Below are 24,919 nucleotides of genomic sequence, written 5' to 3'. Positions count from 1 at the left end.
AAGAAAAACCCCGCCGTAGCGGGGTTTTTCAAAGCCGAGGAGGCGTCAGCTTACATCATGCCGCCCATGCCGCCCATGCCGCCCATATCCGGCATGCCAGCCGCCGGCTTGTCTTCCGGCAGTTCAGCGATCATGCAGTCGGTGGTCAGCATCAGGCCAGCAACCGAAGCCGCGTGCTGCAGAGCGGAGCGGGTCACCTTGGCCGGATCCAGCACGCCCATTTCCAGCATATCGCCGTACTCGCCACTAGCTGCGTTGTAACCGAAGTTGCCCTTGCCTTCCAGCACCTTGTTCACCACAACCGACGGCTCTTCACCAGCGTTCTTGACGATCTGGCGCAGCGGCGCTTCGATGGCCTTCAGCACGATCTTGATACCGGCATCCTGATCGGTGTTATCGGTTTTCAGGCTGTCCAAAGTGGAGCGGGCGCGCAGCAGAGCAACGCCGCCGCCGGCCACAACGCCTTCTTCCACAGCGGCGCGGGTAGCGTGCAGCGCGTCTTCAACGCGGGCCTTCTTCTCTTTCATTTCCACTTCGGTCGCGGCGCCAACCTTGATCACCGCAACGCCGCCGGCCAGCTTGGCCACGCGCTCTTGCAGTTTCTCGCGGTCATAGTCGGAAGTGGCTTCTTCCATCTGCTTGCGGATCTCGCCCACACGGGACTGGATCTCGGCAGCTTGGCCAGCGCCGTCGATGATAGTGGTGTTTTCCTTGCCCACTTCAACGCGCTTGGCTTGGCCCAGCATTTCCAGCGAAGCTTTTTCCAGAGTCAGACCAACTTCTTCGGCAATCACGGTGCCGCCGGTCAGGATGGCGATATCCTGCAGCATGGCTTTGCGACGATCGCCAAAACCCGGGGCTTTAACGGCAACCACTTTCAGAATGCCGCGGATGGTGTTGACCACCAGAGTCGCCAGCGCTTCGCCTTCAACGTCTTCGGCGATGATCAGCAGCGGACGGCCGGACTTGGCCACTTGCTCCAGAACCGGCAGCAGGTCGCGGATATTGGAGATTTTCTTGTCGAACAGCAGGATGAAGGGATTGTCCAGAGCGGCAATCTGCTTGTCCTGATTGTTGATGAAGTACGGGGACAGGTAGCCGCGATCGAACTGCATGCCTTCAACCACGTCCAGCTCGTTGTTCAGGCTCTTGCCGTCTTCAACGGTGATCACGCCTTCCTTGCCCACTTTTTCCATGGCATTGGCGATGATGTCGCCGATGTCGGAATCGGAGTTGGCGGAGATGGAGCCTACCTGAGCGATTTCCTTAGTGGTAGCGCACGGCTTGGCGATCTTGGCGATTTCGCCCACCAGCGAGGCAACGGCTTTGTCGATGCCGCGCTTCAGATCCATCGGGTTCATGCCGGCGGCAACGTATTTCATGCCTTCCAGCACGATGGCTTGAGCCAGCACGGTGGCGGTGGTGGTGCCGTCGCCGGCAACGTCGGAAGTCTTGGAAGCGACTTCTTTCACCATCTGCGCGCCCATGTTCTCGAACTTGTCTTTCAGCTCGATTTCCTTGGCGACGGATACACCGTCCTTGGTGATGGTCGGCGCGCCGAAGGAGCGGTCCAACACCACGTTGCGGCCTTTCGGGCCCAGTGTCACTTTAACGGCATCAGCCAGGATGTTGACGCCGGTTACCATCTTGGCGCGAGCGGAATCACCAAACTTTACGTCTTTAGCAGCCATTCTTAAAATCTCCAGAATTCTGAGTAAGGGAAGTTCAGATGCGGGTCGGATTACTCAACGATGCCCATTACATCTTCCTCGCGCATTACGAGGACTTCATCTCCGTCAACCTTGACGGTCTGACCGGAGTACTTGCCGAAGATGACCTTGTCGCCTTTCTTCAATTCCAGAGCGCGGCGTTCGCCGTTTTCCAGAATCTTGCCGTTGCCGACGGCCAAAACCTCGCCCATGTCCGGCTTCTCAGCGGCTGCGCCCGGCAGAACGATGCCGGAAGCGGTTTTTTCTTCAGCCTCGAGGCGCTTGATAACAACACGGTCGTGCAAAGGACGAATTGCCATGGATCTCTCCTGTTACAGTGGCTGTTGAGAGTTGAAACCTGTTTGAGTTGAGGCGGGTGTTAGCACTCACCTGCTACGAGTGCTAATGATAGGGACGAGAGAAAGGGTTTTCAAGAGCCTGTCGCTTCAATTTTCGACAGGCTCAAGAAGCATCAGGGGCGAGCAGACTTGCGCAGCAGCATCCAGCGTGGGGTGCGGAAGCGGACGATCATTCGATACAGGTAGATGTAGCTGGCAATGAAAACCAACACAAAGCCAATGAGCACAGGAGTGTTGTTCCAGAACAGCATGGCGGGCACCACAGAAAATGAGGACAGCGCCCACAGGTACGGGGATGTCAAACTGTTGCGCTGGGTCAGGTGAGCAGCATCTCTGGACCCGACCATCCAACGCACCAGCCGTTTATATATCAACATGTGCAAATGCAGTCCATCCGGCATACCTGGCGACATGCCGCGCAAAAATTTTTTCCTGTAGATGGAGTACAACGTTTCGAACACGGGATAGATCACACACAGCAAGGGAAACCAAGGAGATACTTGCGGGTGGCGCGTCACCAGCAGTACCGCGACTTCCGCAATCATGAAGCCCACCAGATAGGCCCCGCCATCTCCTGCAAAAATCAGACCACGGGGAAAATTCCAGAACAGGAATCCCGCGATTGCACCAACCATCGCAAAACAAATCCCCATCAGCATCGCATCCTGAACCTTGAAGGAAACATAGGCAACGGCTAAGAAAATAAAAATAGACACCATTCCGGAAAGGCCATTGTAGCCATCAATAATATTAACGGCATGCGCGACACCGCCGACGGCCACCAGAGTCAACAGCAAGGAAAGCAGCCAGAACTGAGTCAGTAGACCATCCAACAGCGGAATATCCAAACGCTGCAAACCAGCCCCCAGCAAGAAGTACCCAAGGCCTGCGGACACAAATGTGACCAATAAGCGCGGCATGGGCCCCACCTGCTTAGTCACATCCTCTAGCATTCCTATCGCAAACGCAGGTAAAGCCACAAGCAGCACTAGTAGCACCCTCGGGTCACCCAAAGACCACGCCAGTAAGCAACCACCAGCTACCAGCCCCACGGCTATCGGCACCCCCCCAATTCGCGGGACAGGTCTAGCATGAAATTTCTGCACTCCACCCAAGTCATGATCCGCCGAGAAGCTCTCATGCAAGTGAGCGAAGTGGATCAGACACATCCCTACTAATAGCGAAAAAAACGTAGCCAACAATAAGATTTGCAGCATTACTTGCCTCTTTAAAACGTGGTGATGGCGCCGCCCGCGCCATCCCAACTGCACCAAAATTAAGTCTATCATTGTAAGCGGCCCACCATTCTCAAGCTACCGTTTTCATGCAACAATAATTGTCGAGTACGGCTCCTGAATGCAGCCGGACCCCATCGTCTAGCTGAAGTATGCAATTAATTTGGGATGTTAATTTAAAATGACTATTTTGGTTACTGGCGGCGCCGGCTACATCGGCTCCCACACCTGCCTGCAATTCCTGGAAGCAGGTTACGAAGTGGTGATACTCGACAATCTCTGCAATAGCAAAGTCGAATCCGTCAAGCGAGTAGAGGCCCTGACCAACAAGCCACTTACTTTTATTCAAGGCGACACTCGCGACCACGCAGCCCTATCCGAAGCTTTCTCCCGCCCGATTCAGGCCGTCATCCATTTTGCCGGTCTCAAAGCCGTAGGCGAGTCCGTGGCAAAACCGCTGGAATACTACGACAATAATGTAAACGGTACCTTACAGCTGCTTCGGGCCATGCGTCAGCATCAGGTTAAAACTCTGGTTTTCAGTTCATCGGCAACGGTCTACGGCAACCCCGCCACCGTCCCAATTCGAGAAGACTTCCCTCTATCTGCCACCAATCCCTACGGTCATAGCAAGCTGATGGTGGAGGATATGCTGCGCGACTTCAGCAAAGCCGAACCTGACTGGAACATTGCCCTCCTACGCTACTTCAACCCTGTCGGCGCACACGAAAGTGGACAGATCGGCGAAGATCCCAACGGCATTCCCAACAACCTGATGCCTTTCATCAGCCAGGTAGCCATCGGCAAACGCAAAACGTTACAAGTGTTCGGCAACGACTACCCTACCCCCGATGGTACTGGCGTGCGTGACTACATCCATGTCGTCGACCTGGCCCATGGACACCTCAAAGCGCTGGAAGCGTTGCAGAAGGGAGGGGGTCTGATCACGGCCAACCTTGGCACTGGTCAAGGCTACTCCGTATTGGATATGGTACAAGCCTTTGAAGCACACAATGGACAACCCATCCCCTTTGAATTTGCTCCTCGACGCCCAGGTGACATTGCTTCCTGCTGGGCGGACCCCAGTGAAGCAGAACGCATGCTCGGATGGAGAGCAGAAAAAGGGTTAGGAGACATGTGCCGGGACAGCTGGCGCTGGCAAAGCCAAAATCCTAACGGCTATTGACGCTTTGAGAATAATTATATGATTATTTTAACCTGCGGTGACGGCATCATTTTAGGCTGCAGTTTCGTGCTCGACGGGCTAGCAAGTGGCAGCGAAACCGTCGTCAACCTGAATGCCACTGACCTCCTCCCGCAAAAACGTAGCGGCGAAAAGTAGAGATTTCTGGCAAATTTCAGCCCATCCGGGCAGGGAGGTTTGTCATGAAAAAATCGAAGTTCACCGAAGAACAGATCGCCTTCGCTTTGCGCCAGGCGGAATCCGGCACCACCGTCGCCGAGGTCTGCCGCAAGATGGGTGTCTCTGAAGCCACCTTCTACAACTGGAAGAAGAAATACGGCGGCCTGGGTGTCAGCGAGCTGCGCCGCCTGAAACAACAGGAAGAAGAGAACGCCCGCCTCAAGCGCATGGTCGCTGACCTGAGCCTGGACAAGCAGATGCTGCAGGAAGTCATCCAAAAAAAGCTGTGAGGCCGGCCCGCAAACGCGAGTTGGCCAACTTCCTGATTGACGCGTACCGCGTCAGCATCCGTCGCGCCACTGCAGTCATTCAACTGCGGCAAGCTAGCTATTTTTATCGCCCTCATCCTCGAGACGATCGCGCGGAGCAACAGCGGATCCGCGAGATCGCCGCCACGCGTATTCGTTATGGCGCGCGCCGCATCCACGTCCTGCTACGGCGTGAGGGCTGGCAGATCAATCACAAGAAGACCTACCGGATCTACTGCGAGGAAGGTCTGAACGCGGCGCAAACGGCCCAAGCGGCGAGTGGCGGCCGCGCACCGGCAAGCTCGGCCGGCGGTCTCCAGTTTGAATGCCTGCTGGAGCATGGATTTCGTCGCCGATCAGCTGTTCAACGGCCAGAAAATCCGGGCCTTAACTGTAGTGGATAATTTTAGCCGGGAGAGCCTGGCGATCACGGTGGATTTCGCGCTGAAAGCCGCGGACGTGGTTGCTACGATGCGGCATGTTCAAGTCTTGCGCGGGACACCACAACGGATTCAGGTCGACAACGTACTAACTGCAAGTGGTTTGTCCATCGCCAGGCAACACTGATCCTCAGACGAGCAATCGTCTGTAAAAACACTTTTCGACGCACACAGTGCCCCCCGTGCTTCCCCCCTTTGACGGGAATCCCGCTGACCATAATAAACATAGGATCCAGCCAGCGGCTAGCCCTGACCTAACCTAACCTAAAACAGCATAGAAGTCCCGGTGGAAGGCCCAAGCATTATCTACGAGGTCATAGTTGCCTCAATGGCCAGCGCGAGAGAGGTCGATCCACCGGGTAAAGCGTGTTCGAAATAGCCTTGATACATGGTGCGGGTCTTCAGTAGTCCATAAGCCACCCTCGCCATTTTGGCGGCAACGGCGGTCAGCGCCATCCGTTTCCGATCCGCGTCATGGGGTGCCGATGCAAGATAGCGTTCATACTTGTCTCGGAACGAGTTCTCGGTCATACGTACCGCCACTAAAGCCACCATCCAGAAAGCGTAACGCAGGCGCGCATTGCCCCGCTTGGAAAGCCGCTCCTTTCCTTTCGACTGCCCCGACTGGGACTTTGCTAAGTCCAGGCCACAATATTTGAGGAACTGTCGGTGGTGGCCAAAGCGACGGATATCCCCAACCTCAGCCAGAATGATCAGGGCCAAGATGGTTGCGACGCCAGGCAGAGACGACAGGCAACGAAATTCCCAGCGGTCCTGGAGAAGGACCTGCGCCTGCTGTTCCAAAGTCCGACGCAGTGCCGCTACATGGGCCATATGCGCTAACTGCTGCCGGAACGTCTGCACGGCCAGCGAATCCTTCAGGACTGGCAAGGCTGAGCTATGTTGCACCAGCGCATACATCTCCAACAGCTTTCCCGTCTTGTGCACCTTGCGGCCCAGCAATGTCCCTGCGGCTTGCACAAATTCGCTTTCATTCAACGTCAGAATGGCCCCTGGCGTGGGAAATCGTTGCAGAAAGGCAATGAACCATTCGGCGCGCGTCGCTTCCCAATAACGCGCCATTTCGGGAAAGTAGAGAGGCAGGTAGTGATTCAGCAGCGTATCGGCCAGCCGCTTGCGGGCCAAGGCGACCTGGTGATAGGTCTTGGACAGCTCCTGCAAGTCATGGCATCCCGTCAGCAAGGGCTCATGGTAAAACTGCGTCAGGCCCTGTTTGAGCATTTCCAGAATGACTTGAGCATCTTTAGGGTCATTCTTATCCCAAGAGTTGAAACGCGCTTCCCGATAGCGGGCGGCAGCCACCGTCGAAACGGTTACCACGTCAAAGCCGGCAGCTAGCAAGCGCCATGCTAATGTCCGGTGGAAATTACCAGTCGGTTCGAAGGCAATGCGGCACGGCTGCGGCAATGAGGATAGCAACGCAATGAATCGATCATGCTCACAGGCTGTCGAAGCCATCTTGAAGCGCTGGCGTCGACCTTGCGAGGTTTCAATCAATACTGCATGAAATTGTTTGGCGATATCAATTGCCACCCAGGTTTGCGGGCGCACATCATGGATTGGGTCAGCCATCTCAAGCTCCTCCATCGGTTCAAGTCGCTCGGAAAGGATGTGGATCTTGACGATGGTTGACCACTATTCTGCAGGTACTATGGCAGCGAGTTTATATCGATGGCGCTGGATCAATGGGCATACCAACAAGGTGTCACGCTGGACTTCTCGCGGCCAGGAAAACCGACGGATAATGCTTTTATCGAGTCGTTCAACGACAGTCTGCGGGATGAGTGCCTGAATGTGCATTGGTTTCTGTCGCTGGATGACGCACGTGACAAAATCGAGCGTTGGCGACAGGATTACAACGAATTCAGGCCTCACAGTTCGCTGGGAGACCAGACCCCGAGCGAGTTCCGACTTGCTCATCTTTAAGCCGAAAATCTCCAACTTAGACCGCTCGGTTAGTCGGGAGGAGGTCAGCCCCACTCGATCGTCACGAGGATGGGAACGATAAAAATACGTCGCTTGCCGCAACTGAATGATGGCTGTGGCGCGTCGTATACTGACGTGGTATGCACCGATCAGGAGTTGGCCAGCTCGCGTTCGCTAGCCGGCTTCACAGCTTTTTTTAGATGACTTCCTGCAGAATCTGCTTATCCAGGCTCTGGTCCGCGACCATACGCTTGAGCCGAGCGTTTTCTTCTTCCAAATGCTTCAGACATCGTAGCTCTCCGACACCCAAGCCACCGTATTTCTTCTACCAAGTGTAGAAGGTGACTTCGGAGACACGCCCATCTTGCGAGAGACCTCTGCGACGGTGGTACCGGACTCCGCCAGGTGCAATACGAAGACGACCTGCTCTTCCGTGAACTTCGATTTTTTCATGACAAATCGCCTACCCGGATGGGCTTCAATTTGCCCGAAATCTCTACTTTTCGCTGCCACTAAAAATCTAGAGCCTTTTCAAAGCATGCATTAGCGCTATCCCAACTATGATTGCGCTTGACATATACCATACCAGCATTACCAACATTTTTATTAATGTCAGCGTTCTTGATCAGTCGAACAACTTGCCGAGCAAAATCATTTGGATTGTCTGCGATTATTATATCCTGCCCATTTATTGCACTAATATCCCCTAAGCCCAACGTTGTTGCAACCACTGGCACCCCACAAGCCATGGCTTCGAGAATTTTAAACTGCATACCAGAGCCCGATCTCATAGGAGCAACAGCCACTGTAGACTTATTTAAAATATCTGCAATAGAAGGCACCCTACCCGTCACCATAATTGAAGGGTCATCGTCAGACAAAGTCTTAATTGATAATTGTGGTTCATTACCAGCCACGACAAGCCTTACTCCTGGTGATTCTTTCTTTATCTCTTTCCAACAGTGTTGAACAAACCACAAAACAGCATCAACATTAGGTTGGTAGTTCATATTTCCTGTAAATGAAACAACGGGAGGAAAACTACGCACTCTTTCATTCAAAGGCCTCTGAATGGCCACCCCCAAGGGAATAACATCAATATTTTTAGAACAAATAAAGTCTGCATCTATTGATGACACAACAAAAGAGCGCTCAACTTTACTGGTTAGGTTTCTCTCAAATTTAGCAACCCGGTTTCTTTCAACTTTTAATAGCCATTTTTTTAATCCGCGAGATAAATCGACTCTACGCGTAAAATTTAACCCCATTGAATCGACCAGTTCAATGACAACTCTTCTACATGGGATTGAGAGGTTAGGGACAATGCGTAACATAATGCAATATACAATATCAGGCTGTAGACGCTGCACTACCTCTGAAATTTTTTTCTGGAACGGACGGGACAAAAAAAAGGCGCACTGAAATGGCATGGCTGAATTTGTAATTGCCCGAAAAACATTAATTAATGCTACGGTTAGCCTCCACTCTATCAAATGAACAATCACTCCATTTTTTTCTAACACCTGCTTAGCTAAACGATCCTCCTCTATGCTTTCACTACCGAAGCAGATGATCTCTACATGATGCCCTTGCTTTGTCAAATGCATTAGCCGATGAAAAGCAATAATCTGATCACCTTTTTTTTCAAGTGCAGGCAATCGGCCAGCCAACGTTAAGAATTTCAACCCGCCTTCTCCTTAAAGCATTTTTCGTAAACAGCTAGTGTTTTTTCTGCAGTATGTGACCAAGAGAACATATCGGCTCTTCGCTCCCCTGCACAACGATACGCCTCACGAAGCTCTACATCCTTCAGCAGGGTTAGCATAGCTCTTGACATAGAAATGATATCGTAAGGATCAACATACAAGGCAGCATCACCAGCCACTTCAGGCATAGAGGTGACATTGGAAGTAATAACAGGGCAGCCTACGGAAAATGCCTCCAGCAAAGGAATTCCAAACCCCTCATACAAGGAAGGGTAAATAAAAAAACTAGCATTCCGATAAAGTTCGATCAACTCTCCCTTAGGCACAAACGATAAGAAATGAACGCGAGACTGGGCACCAGCCGCTTGCACAGCCCTCCACTCTGGTCCACTCTCCCAGTTTTGATAGCCACATATAACCAAATCATTAGAGTCATCCTCCCTCAGCAAGCTTAAATATGCCTGAACCAACCGCATGGTATTTTTTCTAGGATCCTCCGCTCCTAGCGCAAATATGTACGGCCGACCAGAAGGGCGAGGACGAGATGTTAGTTCCGATACAAAAACTTTAAAGATAGGGTCACAAGACTGCTCAGTCACTACTATTTGGCTAGCCTCAAGCTCCGGAATCCACTTAAGGATATCTAGCTTCGAATAATTCGAAACAGTAATGATTTTATCACATTGTTTAGCATACCTTGGGGCTATAAATTTGCGATATAGGCGCCCTAATGCTTGATAACTATTAGTAGGTCTAGGTATATATTGTCCAGCCTCTAAGAACATCACATCATGAAGGGATAGCACTTGCCTGCACTTCACACTCCCAGATCTAAAAATAGGTCCGGTATTACCTAAGCAGTGAAGTAAGTCTACTTGATCAGCGACAATTGCCCTCGGGAGTGCTATTTGCTCCCACAAAGGGTATCCGGGCATACTGAGCTGTCGAACTATAACGTTTGAAGATGTTGGAAGTATTGCATCACTATCTTCTTGAGAAATGTACAGATAGAAAATATAGTCCGAAGCTAAATCTATCATTTCATTTAACAGATGAATTGAATAATTTCCAATTCCTCGCCTTGGAGCTCTTGTCACAAAGCGTGCATCAATTCCAATTTTTTTCATTTTTAGCAAAAAAAGGTGAATTCATTTTCATTAAGCTAGTTATTTAAATTTAATTAACAGCCGAACGTTGCTCTATATCAATCATTTCTGCTTCAATCATCAGATCAACCACATCATTCATATCATACTTAGCCTCCCAACCAAGCAAGCGCTTTGCCTTGCTCGCATCTCCTTGGCTCCAGGCCAACTCATTAGGCCTGAATAGAGACTCATCAATGATTACGTGATCCTGCCAGTTTAGGAAAAACTTGGAAAAACTTTTTTCCACGAATTGTTCTAATCGATAACTTCTCCCCGTTGCCACAATAAAGTCATCAGAACTTTCTTGCTGTAACATGCGCCACATCGCAGACACATAATCCGGAGCCCACCCCCAGTCTCGTTCGATATCAAGTCGGCCAAGAACTAACTTCTCACTTGAGCCATGATAAATTCGGCACGCTGCAGAAATAATTTTTCTCGTAACAAATCTTTCTGGTCGCAAAGGAGACTCATGATTAAATAAAATGCCATTACAAGCATAAAGCTCATAAGCTTCTCTATAGTTACAAACAAGCCAATAGGCCGAGGCTTTAGCCACCGCATATGGACTGCAAGGACGAAAGGGTGTTCTCTCAGTTGCCGCCTCTCTCCCTAAATCTCCAAAGCATTCACTTGAACTCGCATTGTATAATCTTGCCTTGGATTTTAAAAAACGCATGGCTTCTAATACGTTTAATGTGCCAAGAGTAATACTTTCAATTGTATCCACAGGTTGCTCAAACGACAGGCCAACAGAGCTTTGAGCAGCAAGAAAGTAAATTTCATCCGGATCTGATCGACTGATTGCAGTCAGTACGCTCCTGAAGTCTGTTGGCGCCATTGAGAGCAGCTCAACCTGCTCTAACACTCCAAGAGCGCGGAGCTTTGAAAACGCAGACATCTGAGCATCGCGCGAAGTTCCCCAAACTTTATATCCTTTGTCTAACAAAAACTTTGCAAGATAGGCCCCATCTTGCCCACCAACACCACATATTAAAGCCTTAGGCTTGCATTGATTCATCATGGCACCACCATCAATTCAATTGAGCATAGACGCATGTCAGTCTTAAATCATCGAATCATATAAATAAAAACACTATACCATCTTAGGTACTTTCTCTGTACGAAGTTTTTTACTTTTCTTAAAATCAAGATCAAAACTAGAAACTGGACATGAACACTCAGACTTAACAATGGATGAACAATGATCGAAGAAATTGCAATAGGAACCAAGAAGCAATCCATCAAGACTTTCCCAGTACTGTTTAATCGCCTAGAGAAAGAGATCAGACTACCCATAACTGCCCCTTGTATGAATGAGCAGAAAAGAGCCCCATATAGGCCAAACTCCAAAATTAAAGTCCCTAGATTAGTTCCCCACTGGTCACCAGTTGGAGAAACTTGACGCAAAAGTGCCGTATTTTCGCTTAGCACTTGCTCACTGTTCGTAAAGTCCATTAGCGGAACAATAGTAGAAAAAAACTTCGCTTCACTATAAAAAATACGATATCCAAATGAGTTGGCGAGCTCTTCTGATTTTTGAAAAATTATGACGTAGTTATTAAAAGTAGAAGAGAAATAAATAGATATCACATTTAAGGGCAATTGAATTACCCTAGGGAGAAAGTCAGCATCCGCCAAATAACCCAACTCATTGGCATTAAATATGACTTTTAACGCATCATTACCATTATCATCTATGGTATCTCTACTCATAGAGATAATTGAAAAATATGCAACAGAGCACAAAAACAATAAAATTAATAATTTTTTGATCTTTCGAGTTGAATACCCGTACTCACGAAGTGCTATAAACGCTGGCAGTGCAGTCAACACGGCCGCCACAACTGGAGATCTGGATCCTGTCGTCATCAAATAAAGTAGATAAGGGAGTATCACCAAGGTAAGTGATCTCCAACTTGAGGGGGTTCTCGCTAGTTTTAAAACTGCAATAGGCAGAACGACCCCAAACAGTGCGATAAATGTGGCTTCAGAGACATAAATTACAAGATCTTTTTCCGTAATTCTTAGCCACTTAAGCTCATTTCCATAAGACAAATCAAAAAGGCGAAATATATTTCCAGATGTCAAGCGCACGATCAAAATACCTAGTACGATTAACATTAGACCCATTAACCAACTTTCAGTCCAACTCTCCTTCCTCGCCTTAATCGGATCTATGCTAACAGAGAGGCTCGCATGCTGAAAGCAAGTCAACCTATAGCCGAAACATGAAATCAATAATGAGAAAAGATAAAACCCTTCAGCTTCCATGCTTCTTCCATTAACAAACTCAGCGCCACCCCATTCATATGAAAGAAAAACCATGAGCGAGCCTGTAACATATAAAAAAAATGGATTCCGCCATTTATCTCTACAATAGAAGAAAAGGATCAAAACTCCAACAAAGGAACATGAGCCTAAAGTTATAGTAGCCAAGATCTCTTGATTGATCGTCATAATGCAGTATTATCTAAAAATACGCCTTTTCAAGACTGAGACATAACATCAGATTGAACAGTAGGAATTTATACTAATTTTGAAAGCCAAATCTGATCTTTTATAGATCCACTAGAGAAACCATCATGCAGACCTCTAATTCGGACATACAACAGTTTTAAACCCAATATCTTTACATGTGAATCTGTTGTGCTTTTATAACGCTTTGAACGAACTACCAAATCAAAACACCCAGCAAGAACTACTCTTGCAAACCAGTACAGCCTCCCTAATTTGCTGAAATATTGCATGCCGCTACCAACTGCATAGCCTGCCCCATAAAAATAACCCAATAAGTTTAACGCAGCATTGCTCTTCTTTATAAGAGATGGATGAGCAACAGAAACATCAGAAAACAGTTTTATTTTCTCTTTCTGGAGAAGGCAAGCCATTAAAATAAAAATTTCACCAGAAAGTGCAGCGTGCCTAGAACCTGCACCAACTAATGGGAAGCCTTTATGTTGCAAAAAAATACTCTTACGAATTATCAAGTTCCATTCAATAGCATACATCGGAAAATTTCGCTCATTTATTGCTTTTGGCGAAGTTGGCCAATGTGTTATAAATGATCCATCCCTAAGTTCGCCACGCTGACATAGACAAACATTTACCCCCTGGTCAAACTCTTGCAGCAAGGCATCAATTTTTGCAGGACATGCTAACAATAAAGCATCATCATCCATAAAAAAAAGGATCTCCCCATTCGCGTGACTAGCACCAAAGTTTCTAGCCTCCGCAGCTGGAATTATTTTACCCGGTCTCACCTCAATGGAAGGGCAGTCAAGACACTTTAGCAAGTCATCTATACTAGAATCGCTCTGATTAATAACAACAAGTTCCACATCAGCTCTATAGCCAATAGAATTTTTAAGGGAGGAAATCATACCAGCCAGCCAGCTGTCAGGGTTTACCACTGGCACGACAAAAGATAATCTAATTTTCATACCCCCCCCCTAGCCAATAACTTTCGCATGCGAATAGCAAACTGTACACCAAAAATTTGACTGATAGCATCATAAACATAATACTGCAATACCTCAAAGATATAACGCACACTTGCCCTCCATTTCACAGGACTATTCTGAGAGTGGAGAATGCGTATACTTTCAATCCGTGAACGATGTATTTTTTTATCACTTGCCCCTCCCGTATAAAAAACAGCAAGCACTCCATTTACATAAAAAAACCGTTCCCCTGCCATATATACACGTAGAATGAAATCAAAATCTGCGGCGTAACGATACTTTAGGCTATACAACCCATACTTATAGTAGACCGATTTGGGAATAAAAACTGCCTGATGACAAATGCTCATTTTCCATATAATATTTTCTGCCTGTGCCGACACCATCCGCTTCGAACCAGTATCTTCATAAGAGTAATAGGCATCACCAAAATAAATAGAATGACTCCCATGAATCTCTAGGCTATTTAACACTAAATTAATAGCGCCAGGCTCAAGCTCGTCCCCAGCATTAATCATACAAATAACATCGCCAGATGCCAAACGAACACCTTTGTTCATGGCATCATAAATCCCGTTATCTTGCTCACTAATAAAATTGTCAACAATATCAAGATGGCTTTCTATCGTCTCTACAGTTCCATCAGTTGATGCACCATCAATAATGATATATTCAACTAAATAATTTTTCTCTCGTTCAACACTTGCAAGTGTTCTTTCAATACCTTTCTTATCATTTCTAACAATCGTAATAATTGAAATTTTTGGGCTGCTATTTTCTGGCATTGGCTCATTCATAATTCTTTATCCTCTAGTGATGTCTACGACAAGACTTAATATAAAGATAAACACCCACTAGAAACTGAGAGATCACCATGGGCATGCCTACGGTCCAAATTGTTAAATGCAAATACGCAACAGCCAACATAGCGAAACATGCCAAAACACCTAAGATTGAGGCAATAAGCACTTTTTGGTTGCTGGAAATAATTGTACTGAAAACAACCATTGCACCAATTATCAAATTTCCACTTTCTATCAATATGCCGAACAGCATCAAGTTATAATGCTGAGCCAACGTCTCATTGGTAAGAAAATTGACAACTTGCTTACCAAAAAGCAATGTAATCAGGCAAGAGAAAACAGACAGGAGAATTGCACCTCCTATATATTTATTAAGTGTCTTTCCACCATATTTATAGAGAGACGGTGTAAATAATTGAGAATAAATGGAACCTGCTGCATTCATAGCGGCAGCGCCTACACCTGCCACGGCCGAATAGACCCCCACTACCTCTGAAAAACCAAGAGGGATTAATACCAGCCTATATCCTTGTAGCTGCATCCAATTAGCACAAGAAGACAAAGAGATTGGCATACAAAATTTAGAGATTTCACTTAACTTGATTTCAACAACTTTCCCTCCAAAAAAAATACCCAGCCTTTTCATTACCAGCAGATATGTCACTAAAGAGATGACCCCACTAAATAACGCAAAGGTTATTAGTAATACACTATCTACATTAAAATATTGTTTTGCAACAAACAAAATCGTAAGCTTAAGCACCCCATCAATCACCAAGAAAGAGGTAGCAGTTTTTTTATGCTCTAGATTATTAGTTAAATTTCTCAAAGATACACAGAACTGATTAACAACCCCATACACAAGGCTTACAACAGTGCCGAGGGCCATAATAGGAGATGAAACGATCCCTACAATACATCCAATTAATAAGGTAACAAGCAAAGACCACTTTACCAGAGCCACGTTTAACAACAATGCGCCAGTAACCGATATTCCTTCACGTCGCCACTCATAGAGTTTAGACTGCAAGTAATAATCCACTGGCACAAAGACTATCGCCGAAAAAAGATAGGCCACAGTAAACCAAAAAGCATAATATCCCAGCTGGGCTGAGTTTAAAATATTTGTATAAACTTTCACATAGGCAAGTTGCAAGCCGATTACAGCAAACCGCCCCACCCCAACCACAAAGAAATCATTCATACAAGCTAGTTGTCTGAACATTGAGTTTTTGTCAACTTCTGCCATAACGCCGATGACCGCTCGCGTGAATAACGAATGCCTTTTTCTTCATAAATTTCTTTTACACAAAAATATATTGTCACATGAAGCATAATCCTCGCCCAAAGCTCTCTTGCCGAGATAAAACCATGCTTTCCCCAAGGTAGTCTAACAAAACGAATGCAGTCACTAACAACATAGTTAAACAATTTTAATAGGCTTATTTTTTTACCAGACGCCACCATCTGTTCAGCTTCAACCAAGGCATAATTTAAATGTTTTCTTGTCAAAGACTCAATATCTGAGTCTCGCAAATGAACTATGCTGAAGCCCTCACTTGACTCTAAATGAAGAACATCACCGCCGTTCACAGTTTCAAATGGAGCATGCATGAAAATAGCTTCATAATTAAGATTTTTTCTATTAAAAAATCTTTCAGTTCTTCTTTCAAAATTCCTAAACCTACCACCCCAAATCTGAATATCTTCCCCACACGTATATGAAACTATCGGAGTAGTGACCATGTTTATAGCTCCCTCTCTAGCCACACGATCAAACTCTTTAAGCACCTGAAAAGAAATAAATTCACTACAAGACAGGAGTAGAATATAATCGTTATTTACCATAGGTAAAACAGTTCGAAACCATTCTGGTGTTTGAAGAGACCCTTTATTGGCTACTTCAACAACTGTACAGCCCCGATTTTTTGCTATTGTCACACTCTCATCATTACTACAGTTATCGACAACCAAAACTGAACCAAACTGCCCGTAATAATCAAGTACACGCCCTATTCTCTCCTGCTCATTATAGATTGGAAGTATCATCGAAAAATTAAAACCAGCCTGTTTATCACCCATACCTTCACATGACGATAATGTAAATATCATGCCGTCTACCCTATAACAAAATCATAAAACAAAAGCCCGTGCTATAACAATTGGTATTCTCAGATAGGTTTAAAACTTGAGCAGAAATAACCCACCACGAACAGTCGTGAATTACTACATTTATGATTTATGCAGCCACTCTAATAACATTAGCCTCGCAAACTCTCAATTCTATTGAGAACCACAAAGACTCCATCAAGGAATAATGACAATATAAATAGCCCCCCGTGGATTTTCCCATGTATCTCAAGACATCAAACCTCCCTTAGGCTGATGCTGCCGCCAGTCGGCTGAGCTCCCGTGAGGAATCGTATTTCCGTACACTGAATGGTAATGCTCGTTGTAATGTTAGAAGGAAATACCAAGGTTCCGCATGATGGTTGTAGCGTCCGGCTTCGACATGTGTGCCACCCAATCACGCTCATCACGTTCCGCATGTCATCACTCCGGTGGCCAGGAGCAGACCACCCTACTCATGGCTTCTCGACCACAGAACCCAAGAAAAACATGGGCCATAGCTTATCGCCATAGTCATAGTTCACATCGAAATCATCTGAGCACTTGCAAATACTCCTGGTCGCCACAGAAACAAGCCCCTTATACCGACGCGACACCATGAATTGCTTCATCCCTCGACTCAACAGGAAGTCATTCTGCGGCAGGACTCGGTAGACCCGATTGGCGTTGACCTTCATATATAGGGTTGTTTGCAGGAGCCTCAACAATCCTCTGACCCGCCGGTAACCATCGCAGGGTAAATCGTCAATCTGCGTCCAGGTCTGCAACCAAGTCCACATCCTCAGCCGTAGTGCAGGCACCCGTCGTGCCAGTCTCTCGAGCATTTGTTCGAGTAGCCGGAGGGAGCGCACTACGCCTGGGCAGTCGCTAACCAACTCACTGGTCACCTCGAAAACAAAAGCTACCGCACAATCCATTTTCGCGGGCAGGCAACCTCCTCGGCTACCTTGAAATTCCTGCTTCCACGATCTTTTTGCTCAACAGGCGCTGCAGCTCGCGGATTTTCTTCATCACTTCAGCCAACTCCGAAGCGCGAACCACTGCCTGGCCGGCACTCGTTGCATGACAGGCTGCCTCCTGGTGAAGCTTGCGTCAATGGAACGCTGATTCGGCTGGATGCCGTGGCGCCATAGAATCCCCGAGGGAGGATTTTAGTGTGAGTCATAAACACAATCGTATACCGATCCCTTATTTAAAGAGGAAGCGACATCCTGTGCTTCAGTGGGCTCGTCCACAATTGACTCCCAATATTTCTCATGGCCTATGGTCAGAACGATGCCAACTCACGGTACGGGTAATAGCTTCATCTAGCATGATCGGCATAGCTAGGCCCAGTTCTCTACGCACCAAACTGTGGTCCGGCACATAGCGCTCGACTAGCTGGGACGATTTCGGCGTGTTCATGACACGCACTTGAGCCGACACCTCCAAAACCCGGCAAACACGGTAAGCGAGTTCACTAATTGAGATGGCCATATCCGACCCGACATTGTACGCCGCCCCAGGCCGACCTTTAAGCAATACAGCCCACAACCAAGCAGCCATATCTGCCGCATACAGGTAACTGCGCAACGGAGTGCCATCACCATGAATGACGATCTCGCGGCCATCAAGTGCTGCCCCTATGAAGTTGCCAATGGCAAAGTGCTTGTCCAGAGGTAGATAGGGACCCACAAATGTAAAGCATCGAGCAACGCGAACCCGCAACCCGGTACGGGCACCGGCAGCAACGGTCAGCCATTCCGATACCCGCTTTCCCTCTCCATAAGCAGAGCTTGGCAGCAACGGATCGGGGGCACCAAAATAGCTTTCAGGCACGCAGAGCAAATCAACAGGTTGCCGACCGTAAACTGCCCCCGAGCTCACCAACAAGAAATCCTGTACATTCGCCCTTTCGGCAAACGCCAACACATGCCGCGTGCCTTCGGTGCAAGTATCAAAAATGTCTTCCGGCGTCGTTCTGGCAACAACATCGGTAGCCGCATGAATGATGGTATCGTATTCCCCCTCGGGGAAAACGAAATTCCGTACATCGCCTTGCAACCATTTGATGCCGTCAGCCTGGGCAAGGGTCGGCGCCTCAGCACTGAACGTGCTAGGATTACGGCTTAAAATAGTCGTGTGCACCCCTAAACCTAGATGGCGATTAACGTAGTCCAGCGTCGCCAGCAACCATTTTCCGACGAAACCAGTGCCACCTGTCAGGAAGATCCGCCGGCCAGCCAAGCCGTGCCAGACATCTTCAGGCAACAGTCGAAAAACATGCAGAAGGTCATCCTCGTGCACTGCCCGAAGTAATTTGGGCACACTCACGTCGCCAAACTCAATTGAGAGTGGAAAGCCAAGATGCGGGCCCGGACACTATTGATATCGAGACCATGCTCGTGCAATAGATAATCATGAGAGCCACAATATTCCGAGAAGCGGTCTGGCACTCCTAGACGCAGTACACGCGTAGGTTGGTACTCACTGACAATTTCAGCAACTGCAGCACCCAACCCCCCCAACACTGAATGCTCCTCCAAGGTGACTAGTCCGTTACAAGAACGTGCCGCGGCACAGACATCTTCGGTAGATAGCGGCTTGAGCAAAGGCGCACTCCAGACAGCAAGGTCATATTCTTGCGCGATATCCACGGCAGTGCGAAGCATAGACCCGGTGGCAATCAACCCAGGCAGACTGGCGCGACCACCACGGACTTGCACTAAACATCCTGGCTTCAAAACATCGACCGGTCTCGTATGCACATCACCACGATCCGACTTGCCCATGCGCATGTAAATAGGCCCACCAGCCTCATAGGCATAATTCATGCTGGCCGTCATTTCGAAGCGATCGGCTGGCGATAACACCCCCAGGCCCGGAATTGCTCGCGTGCAGGCGATGTCCTCTGTAGACTGATGGCTTGTGCCAAGGTGGCTATAAACGAAGCCAGCACCATCGCCGAGCAGTACTACAGGTAGATTGTCATGGGCGATATCGAGTTTAATCTGCTCCATAGTGCGGATCGGTACGAACGCAGCTAATCCGTAGACAAATGGCCGAAACCCTACACGTGCAAGCCCTGCTGCCATACCCACCATATTTTGCTCAGCGATGCCGCTATTGATGTACTGGTTCGGGCAACGCTTGCGGAATTCATCGAATAGCGCGTAGCCGTGGTCGCCTGTCAGCAGTAGCACGTTCGGGTCTTCCAGTGCCAAGCTTACCAGCGCATTAGAAAAGGCTTCTCTCACTTCGGTACTCCAGCAAGGCCGAGCGCGTCAAGTGCTTCGGCGAAGGTCTGCGGGTTCAAGCGTGTATAGTGCCAACGGTTATCGGACTCCATAAAGGGAACCCCCTTACCCTTGACTGTACGTGCGATCAATGCCTTAGGCTTGCCTGCTCCAATGGCCCACAATTTGCAAATCGCCGCATCCACGGCAACCTCATCGTGACCATCCACTTCCAACGTTTCGAATCCAAAGCTCTCAAACTTCGCCGACAAATCACCTAACGCCAACACATCGTCGGTAGTACCCATCGCTTGAAAACCATTTTTGTCGATGATCAGCATCAGGTTATCCATTCTGTGATGGGACGCGACTAACGCCCCCTCCCAGATCGGACCTTCATTAAGCTCACCATCGCCAACAATTGCGTAGACCTTCTGATCCGACCCCTTACGCTGCAATCCCATAGCGATGCCGACACCGACGGAGAAGCCATGTCCCAGCGATCCAGAAGTCACCTCTAGGCCTGGCACACGGGAGTCCGACAAACCTTTCAACTCGCTGCCATCCTTGAAGTAGCCTTGGACATGCGAACCATCAAGCCACCCCAATTCATGCATGCACGCGTACTGCGCCATCACACCATGCCCCTTACTGAGAATCAAGTAATCGCGCCCCTCGGCGCATGGATCGTTTCCGGGGTAACGCAGATAATTGCGGTACAGGACCGTCAGCAGCTCGATAATCGAGAACGCACAAGCGATATGCACCGTCGAACCAGCAAAAGCCATCTCGAGCACAGTGCGGCGCATACGCGCCGGCGCGAACCGCTGATTGGCGTCTGTTTCCACGTGGGAAGCCCCTAAGGAGGTCATCAGAAGTTCACTCCGAAAAACTCTTCTAGTTTTTCCACAATGTAATCCAGCTGTTCTTGGCCCAGCGCGGGGAAGGTCCCTAACCAGAAAGTCTGATTCATCACAACATCGGTATTAGTCAAATCACCACTGACCCGGAAGTTACGGCCGGACATATAGGGCTGTTTCGTCAGGTTGCCGGCGAAAAGAAGTCGTGTACCAATCTTGTTCTCCTCCAGGAAGTTGATCAAATCAGCTCGCTTTACACCTGCACTATCCTTAACAATCAACGGAAAACCAAACCAAGACGGTTCACTATTCGGAGTCGCTTCCGGCAAGTGCAGGAACTGCTCGACGCTAGCCAGACGATTTTTCAGGTACGCGAAGTTAGCCCGGCGCTTGGCGATAAATTCTTCGACACGGTCCATCTGCGCTAGAGCACAAGCAGCCTGCATGTCGGAGATTTTTAAGTTGTACCCCAGATGACTATAGGTGTACTTGTGGTCATAGCCGTCGGGCAGATCACCACCCAACTCTTTTTTCGTCCAGCAGAATCGTTTGTCGCAGGTATTGTCTTTGCCAGGTGCGCAGTAGCAGTCACGGCCCCAGTCGCGGAAGGACTCTGCAATCAGCTTGAGATCGGGGTTATTGGTGAATACTGCACCGCCCTCACCCATCGTAATGTGGTGTGCGGGGTAGAAACTCAACGTGGCGATATCGCCAAAAGTGCCGACCAGTTGGCCATTGTAGGTTGCTCCCAAGGCATCACAGCAATCCTCCACCAGCCAGAGATTGTATTTCTTGCACAGAGCCGTCACTACTTCCAGATTGAAGGGATTGCCCAAGCTATGGGCCAGCATGATGGCTTTGGTCTTGGGGGTGATGGCTGCTTCAATCTTGCTGGCGTCAATGTTGTGCGTGGCAAGATCCACATCAACAAACACCGGGACGGCACCAAACTGGAGGATAGGGTTGACCGTTGTTGGGAAACCAGCTGCCACGCCGATGACTTCGTCCCCCTGTTTGATGGCACGATCGCCCAGCTTGGAGCTAGTCAGTGTCGAGAATGCCACCAAGTTGGCAGAGGAGCCGGAGTTCACTGTAATCAGATACTTCACTCCCAGAAACTTGGCCAGCCGCTCTTCAAACATGGCATTGAAACGACCGGTCGTCAGCCAGCCATCGAGTGAGGCATCCACCATCAACTGCAGTTCTTTTGCACCGATGACCTTGCCCGAAACCGGAACTGCACTTTGGCCGGCTACAAAGGGTTTGGGCGCATGGGCGATTTCAGCGTATTGCTGCACTAGTTCGCTAATTTGCGAGCGGAGTTTATCGAGTTGCGGCTGAAAATTAACGGTAGATGCTGTACTCATTTTTTACTCTGATATTGTGTGATTTGATCAAGGCAACAAGCGCGCATATCTGCGCCGGACAACCAGGCCTGATGCCAGTCAGTAATGCGGGAAAGCGCCGTTTGCAACGACCATCGTGGCGACCAACTCAGGCGTTGCCGTGCTTTGGAAATATCCAACTTAAGGTAGCTGGCCTCATGCGGATGATCACCCGCCTGCAAAGACCATGTCGCGCCCCGCCCCCAAGTTTCGCAGAGTTGCTCGACTATCCATTGAACGGGACGTGCATCTTCATCGCAGGGACCGAAGTTCCAGCCCTCCGCATCAGCTTGACCATTTTCGTACAACCTCTCTGCCAGCAGGAGGTAGCCCGACAGCGGTTCCAGCACATGCTGCCAAGGACGAATGGCATGTGGATTGCGAATCTGAACGGGTTGCTGTTTTTCCAAAGCACGAAGGATGTCCGGCACCAGCCTATCCAATGCCCAATCGCCACCACCAATGACATTGCCTGCTCGCGCCGTCGCCATGGCAATGCCTTCATTCTTGAGAAAGGACTTTCGATAGGCACTACTCACCAGTTCAACACAACCCTTGCTATTCGAATACGGATCATAACCGCCCATCGGCTCGTCTTCTCGATAGCCCCAGAGCCATTCCTTGTTCTCGTAGCATTTGTCAGTGGTGACATTGACGATTGCCCGAACACTGCCAGCCTTACGTGCGGCCTCTAAAACATGCACGGTGCCCATAACATTTGTGGCATAGGTTTCAACAGGCTGCTGATACGACAGACGAACCAAAGGTTGTGCAGCCATATGGATCAGAATTTCGGGCTGAAAGTCTGCAACTAACGCACAGATTTTTTCATAGTCGCGGATATCTACAACCTGATGATCCATGCCCTCAGCCACTCGGGCTACATCAAACAGTGCAGGTGTCGTGGGAGGCTGAAGCGCGGCACCTCGCAGTTCGGCTCCCATAGCCTGAAGCCAGAGAGAGAGCCAACTACCTTTAAAGCCGGTATGCCCCGTCAACAATACCCGTTTGTTACGCCAGAACTCCGGCCTGGTTTGCTGCGGTATCACTTCAAACCCCATTTTTTCCAGGGAGCCTTGCCACTCATCCACAGCTCTTCCAGCAAGTGCTTGTCCCGCAGCGTATCCATAGGCTGCCAGAAACCCTGGTGCTCATAGGCCATCAGCTGGCCATCCTCAGCCAGCTGCATCAACGGCTCCTGTTCCCAGACTGTGCTATCGCCTTTGATATACTCCAGCACTTTAGGACTCAGAACAAAGAATCCTCCATTAATCATAGCTCCATCACCCTTCGGCTTTTCCTTGAAGCTCTTGACTTGACTGCTTTGAATGTCCAGTGCACCAAAGCGTCCCGGCGGATAGGTAGCCGTCAAAGTTGCGGCTTTTCCATGCTGGCGATGGAATTCAATGGTCGCTGAAATATCAATATCGCTGACGCCATCACCGTAGGTAAAGCAGAAGGCTTCATCGTCCTTCACATAATCAGCCACCCGGCCAAGGCGACCACCCGTCATGGAGTCATCCCCGGTATCAACCAGTGTCACTTTCCAGGGTTCGGCACGCTTTTCATGAACATGCATGGTATTAGCTTGCATATCGAACGTCACATCTGACATGTGCAAGAAGTAGTTCGCAAAATACTCTTTGATGAAATAGCCTTTGTAACCGCAGCAAATAATGAAATCGTTAATTCCATAGTAGGAGTACATCTTCATGATGTGCCAAAGAATCGGTTTGCCACCGACTTCTACCATCGGCTTAGGACGAACTGACGTCTCTTCACTCAGTCGCGTACCGAGTCCCCCTGCAAGAATCACTGCTTTCATTTCGACCCTCTCTATTCAATATTCGATCAATTGCTTGCCGAGCACACAAAGGCATCGGAGTAGAACTGCTTGGCTGGTAAACCAGCGTCTATGAGTGCTTTTTTGGCGCAATGAATCATGGCATCAGATCCACAGGCATAGACAACCGCATTTTTCCAGTCAGATACCAAATCGAGCATCACATGCTGCACATAGCCCGTTTCACCTGCCCAGCTATTATGTATGCGAGATTGAACCGGGATATAGTTGCATCCAGTCGCGATGCTGCGTACATCAAGATAAAAATCATCTGGCTGGCGCCCCCCCCACAGTACGGTTACCGAACTGGGTTTTTTCTCAACTGGCAGGTGTGCGATGGATTCCAGCATGGACTTGACAGGGGCAATTCCGGTGCCCGTAGCGAGGAAGAATAGATCGATATTCGCGGTATCTCGTAACCAAAAAGTCCCAAGCGGGCCATGAAGACGCAGAAGGTCATCGACTTTGGCCTGATAGAACCAATACTGGCTCATCGCCCCTCCGTCAACCTCGCGAATGTGGAGTTCAAGCGTCTTTTCAGCGAAGCTGGAATTCGCCAGGGAGTAACTCCGACGCACACCACCAGGGCCAATCACATCAACATACTGGCCAGGAATAAATTCAAAATTAGCTGTTGGCGGGAGACGTAACACCACCTTGATCACATCGGTGGAAAGATGTGATAGAAGCGATATGCGACAAGGCAAGGTCTTGGGTACAGGAATCGCGATATCGCCAAGATCTTCAATGTCGAGTTCAATATCGGCTTGAGCGGATCGCGAACAAGTCAAAATCCATCCTTCATTCAGCTCTTCAGAAGTTAACCCCGTCTCATCCTGCAGCGGCTTTGTAGAGCCGCTCAACACCTTGGCTTTACAAGTACTGCAGCGGCCCGTCCGGCAACTATAAGGAAGCCTTAACCCGGCAGACGTTGCTGCATCCAATAGGGACGCCCCCCCCTCGACCTTGAACTCACGCCCGCCTGTTAGTTTAGCAATTGCCAC

21 protein-coding genes and 3 pseudogenes are annotated in these 24,919 nt (G+C 48.8%); 4 read left to right on the top strand and 20 right to left on the bottom strand.

Annotation, left to right across the window (positions count from 1 at the left end):
* Positions 1 to 50 precede the first annotated feature (50 nt).
* From groL to DXT74_RS06630, 3 genes are all read right to left on the bottom strand, one after another.
* Positions 51 to 1,691, bottom strand: a complete 1,641-nt coding sequence (groL, locus tag DXT74_RS06640) for a chaperonin GroEL (protein ID WP_043591381.1) — start codon at positions 1,689 to 1,691, stop codon at positions 51 to 53.
* A 50-nt stretch (positions 1,692 to 1,741) separates the two neighbouring features.
* Positions 1,742 to 2,029, bottom strand: a complete 288-nt coding sequence (groES, locus tag DXT74_RS06635; RefSeq protein WP_019103401.1) for a co-chaperone GroES — start codon at positions 2,027 to 2,029, stop codon at positions 1,742 to 1,744.
* A gap of 152 nt (positions 2,030 to 2,181) precedes the next feature.
* Positions 2,182 to 3,285: a glycosyltransferase gene (locus DXT74_RS06630; RefSeq protein WP_194427600.1), complete on the bottom strand. Its 1,104-nt coding sequence runs from the start codon at positions 3,283 to 3,285 to the stop codon at positions 2,182 to 2,184.
* A 199-nt stretch (positions 3,286 to 3,484) separates the two neighbouring features.
* On the opposite strand from DXT74_RS06630, the gene galE reads away from it, so the two are divergent.
* The 3 genes and pseudogenes from galE to DXT74_RS22825 all read left to right on the top strand — a co-directional run.
* The gene (gene galE / locus DXT74_RS06625; protein ID WP_194427599.1) at positions 3,485 to 4,489 is read left to right on the top strand and encodes a UDP-glucose 4-epimerase GalE; all 1,005 of its coding nucleotides are present in this window, start codon (positions 3,485 to 3,487) and stop codon (positions 4,487 to 4,489) included.
* A gap of 18 nt (positions 4,490 to 4,507) precedes the next feature.
* Positions 4,508 to 4,645 (top strand): hypothetical protein, encoded by a 138-nt coding sequence (locus DXT74_RS06620; RefSeq protein WP_194427598.1) that lies wholly within the window; start codon positions 4,508 to 4,510, stop codon positions 4,643 to 4,645.
* Between the two features lie 44 nt (positions 4,646 to 4,689).
* A pseudogene (locus DXT74_RS22825) lies at positions 4,690 to 5,499 on the top strand (IS3 family transposase); the annotation flags it as partial.
* Between the two features lie 221 nt (positions 5,500 to 5,720).
* On the opposite strand, the gene DXT74_RS06600 reads toward DXT74_RS22825, so the two are convergent.
* Positions 5,721 to 7,007, bottom strand: a complete 1,287-nt coding sequence (locus DXT74_RS06600; protein ID WP_194427594.1) for an IS110 family transposase — start codon at positions 7,005 to 7,007, stop codon at positions 5,721 to 5,723.
* 81 nt (positions 7,008 to 7,088) lie between these two features.
* Here DXT74_RS06600 and DXT74_RS06595 point away from each other — a divergent pair.
* A pseudogene (locus tag DXT74_RS06595) lies at positions 7,089 to 7,361 on the top strand (integrase core domain-containing protein); the annotation flags it as partial.
* Between the two features lie 184 nt (positions 7,362 to 7,545).
* Here the strand turns inward: DXT74_RS06595 and DXT74_RS22820 are convergent.
* The 16 genes and pseudogenes from DXT74_RS22820 to DXT74_RS06515 all read right to left on the bottom strand — a co-directional run.
* Positions 7,546 to 7,814 (bottom strand): annotated as a pseudogene (locus DXT74_RS22820) (transposase); the annotation flags it as partial.
* A gap of 59 nt (positions 7,815 to 7,873) precedes the next feature.
* Positions 7,874 to 9,046 (bottom strand): glycosyltransferase, encoded by a 1,173-nt coding sequence (locus tag DXT74_RS06585; protein ID WP_194427592.1) that lies wholly within the window; start codon positions 9,044 to 9,046, stop codon positions 7,874 to 7,876.
* Positions 9,043 to 10,194, bottom strand: coding sequence for a glycosyltransferase family 1 protein (locus DXT74_RS06580; protein WP_194427591.1), 1,152 nt, complete (start codon positions 10,192 to 10,194; stop codon positions 9,043 to 9,045). The genes DXT74_RS06585 and DXT74_RS06580 overlap by 4 nt, the downstream gene beginning before the upstream one ends.
* A 49-nt stretch (positions 10,195 to 10,243) precedes the next feature.
* Positions 10,244 to 11,239: a GDP-mannose 4,6-dehydratase gene (locus tag DXT74_RS06575; protein WP_196783837.1), complete on the bottom strand. Its 996-nt coding sequence runs from the start codon at positions 11,237 to 11,239 to the stop codon at positions 10,244 to 10,246.
* A 47-nt stretch (positions 11,240 to 11,286) separates the two neighbouring features.
* Positions 11,287 to 12,675 (bottom strand): hypothetical protein, encoded by a 1,389-nt coding sequence (locus tag DXT74_RS06570; protein ID WP_194427590.1) that lies wholly within the window; start codon positions 12,673 to 12,675, stop codon positions 11,287 to 11,289.
* Between the two features lie 68 nt (positions 12,676 to 12,743).
* The gene (locus DXT74_RS06565) at positions 12,744 to 13,658 is read right to left on the bottom strand and encodes a glycosyltransferase family A protein (RefSeq protein ID WP_194427589.1); all 915 of its coding nucleotides are present in this window, start codon (positions 13,656 to 13,658) and stop codon (positions 12,744 to 12,746) included.
* Positions 13,655 to 14,476 (bottom strand): glycosyltransferase family 2 protein, encoded by an 822-nt coding sequence (locus DXT74_RS06560; protein WP_194427588.1) that lies wholly within the window; start codon positions 14,474 to 14,476, stop codon positions 13,655 to 13,657. The genes DXT74_RS06565 and DXT74_RS06560 overlap by 4 nt, the downstream gene beginning before the upstream one ends.
* Positions 14,477 to 14,489: 13 nt before the next feature.
* Positions 14,490 to 15,686, bottom strand: a complete 1,197-nt coding sequence (locus DXT74_RS06555) for a hypothetical protein (RefSeq protein WP_194427587.1) — start codon at positions 15,684 to 15,686, stop codon at positions 14,490 to 14,492.
* Between the two features lie 5 nt (positions 15,687 to 15,691).
* Positions 15,692 to 16,564: a hypothetical protein gene (locus DXT74_RS06550; protein ID WP_194427586.1), complete on the bottom strand. Its 873-nt coding sequence runs from the start codon at positions 16,562 to 16,564 to the stop codon at positions 15,692 to 15,694.
* 1,302 nt (positions 16,565 to 17,866) lie between these two features.
* Entirely contained in the window at positions 17,867 to 18,925 is a 1,059-nt protein-coding gene (locus DXT74_RS06545) for an NAD(P)-dependent oxidoreductase (RefSeq protein ID WP_196783836.1), read from the bottom strand.
* On the bottom strand, positions 18,922 to 19,848 hold the full coding sequence (locus DXT74_RS06540; RefSeq protein ID WP_194427585.1) for a transketolase family protein: 927 nt from the start codon (positions 19,846 to 19,848) through the stop codon (positions 18,922 to 18,924). Before DXT74_RS06540 ends, DXT74_RS06545 begins: the two co-directional genes overlap by 4 nt.
* Positions 19,845 to 20,675: a transketolase gene (locus tag DXT74_RS06535; protein WP_196783835.1), complete on the bottom strand. Its 831-nt coding sequence runs from the start codon at positions 20,673 to 20,675 to the stop codon at positions 19,845 to 19,847. Before DXT74_RS06535 ends, DXT74_RS06540 begins: the two co-directional genes overlap by 4 nt.
* A gap of 23 nt (positions 20,676 to 20,698) precedes the next feature.
* Positions 20,699 to 22,054, bottom strand: coding sequence for a lipopolysaccharide biosynthesis protein RfbH (gene rfbH / locus DXT74_RS06530; RefSeq protein WP_194427583.1), 1,356 nt, complete (start codon positions 22,052 to 22,054; stop codon positions 20,699 to 20,701).
* Complete coding sequence (rfbG, locus tag DXT74_RS06525; RefSeq protein ID WP_231138290.1) at positions 22,051 to 23,163, bottom strand: CDP-glucose 4,6-dehydratase; 1,113 nt, start codon at positions 23,161 to 23,163, stop codon at positions 22,051 to 22,053. The genes rfbH and rfbG overlap by 4 nt, the downstream gene beginning before the upstream one ends.
* Positions 23,118 to 23,897, bottom strand: a complete 780-nt coding sequence (rfbF, locus tag DXT74_RS06520; RefSeq protein WP_194427582.1) for a glucose-1-phosphate cytidylyltransferase — start codon at positions 23,895 to 23,897, stop codon at positions 23,118 to 23,120. The genes rfbG and rfbF overlap by 46 nt, the downstream gene beginning before the upstream one ends.
* A gap of 26 nt (positions 23,898 to 23,923) precedes the next feature.
* Positions 23,924 to 24,919, bottom strand: coding sequence for a 2Fe-2S iron-sulfur cluster-binding protein (locus DXT74_RS06515; RefSeq protein ID WP_194427581.1), 996 nt, complete (start codon positions 24,917 to 24,919; stop codon positions 23,924 to 23,926).

This window comes from Chromobacterium sp. Rain0013, from assembly GCF_015291765.1.
Lineage (GTDB): Bacteria > Pseudomonadota > Gammaproteobacteria > Burkholderiales > Chromobacteriaceae > Chromobacterium > Chromobacterium haemolyticum.
The sequence above is the reverse complement of the archived record's forward strand: the minus strand, read 5'-3'. Positions and strand labels throughout refer to the sequence as shown.

What these genes read in the sequence shown, in the direction of transcription:
- groL (WP_043591381.1), bottom strand. Translation starts at nt 1,691, where the DNA reads ATGGCTGCTAAAGACGTAAAGTTTGGTGATTCCGCTCGCGCCAAGATG.
- groES (WP_019103401.1), bottom strand. Translation starts at nt 2,029, where the DNA reads ATGGCAATTCGTCCTTTGCACGACCGTGTTGTTATCAAGCGCCTCGAG.
- DXT74_RS06630 (WP_194427600.1), bottom strand. Translation starts at nt 3,285, where the DNA reads ATGCTGCAAATCTTATTGTTGGCTACGTTTTTTTCGCTATTAGTAGGG.
- galE (WP_194427599.1), top strand. Translation starts at nt 3,485, where the DNA reads ATGACTATTTTGGTTACTGGCGGCGCCGGCTACATCGGCTCCCACACC.
- DXT74_RS06620 (WP_194427598.1), top strand. Translation starts at nt 4,508, where the DNA reads ATGATTATTTTAACCTGCGGTGACGGCATCATTTTAGGCTGCAGTTTC.
- DXT74_RS06600 (WP_194427594.1), bottom strand. Translation starts at nt 7,007, where the DNA reads ATGGCTGACCCAATCCATGATGTGCGCCCGCAAACCTGGGTGGCAATT.
- DXT74_RS06580 (WP_194427591.1), bottom strand. Translation starts at nt 10,194, where the DNA reads ATGAAAAAAATTGGAATTGATGCACGCTTTGTGACAAGAGCTCCAAGG.
- DXT74_RS06575 (WP_196783837.1), bottom strand. Translation starts at nt 11,239, where the DNA reads ATGATGAATCAATGCAAGCCTAAGGCTTTAATATGTGGTGTTGGTGGG.
- DXT74_RS06570 (WP_194427590.1), bottom strand. Translation starts at nt 12,675, where the DNA reads ATGACGATCAATCAAGAGATCTTGGCTACTATAACTTTAGGCTCATGT.
- DXT74_RS06565 (WP_194427589.1), bottom strand. Translation starts at nt 13,658, where the DNA reads ATGAAAATTAGATTATCTTTTGTCGTGCCAGTGGTAAACCCTGACAGC.
- DXT74_RS06560 (WP_194427588.1), bottom strand. Translation starts at nt 14,476, where the DNA reads ATGAATGAGCCAATGCCAGAAAATAGCAGCCCAAAAATTTCAATTATT.
- DXT74_RS06555 (WP_194427587.1), bottom strand. Translation starts at nt 15,686, where the DNA reads ATGAATGATTTCTTTGTGGTTGGGGTGGGGCGGTTTGCTGTAATCGGC.
- DXT74_RS06550 (WP_194427586.1), bottom strand. Translation starts at nt 16,564, where the DNA reads ATGGGTGATAAACAGGCTGGTTTTAATTTTTCGATGATACTTCCAATC.
- rfbH (WP_194427583.1), bottom strand. Translation starts at nt 22,054, where the DNA reads ATGAGTACAGCATCTACCGTTAATTTTCAGCCGCAACTCGATAAACTC.
- rfbF (WP_194427582.1), bottom strand. Translation starts at nt 23,897, where the DNA reads ATGAAAGCAGTGATTCTTGCAGGGGGACTCGGTACGCGACTGAGTGAA.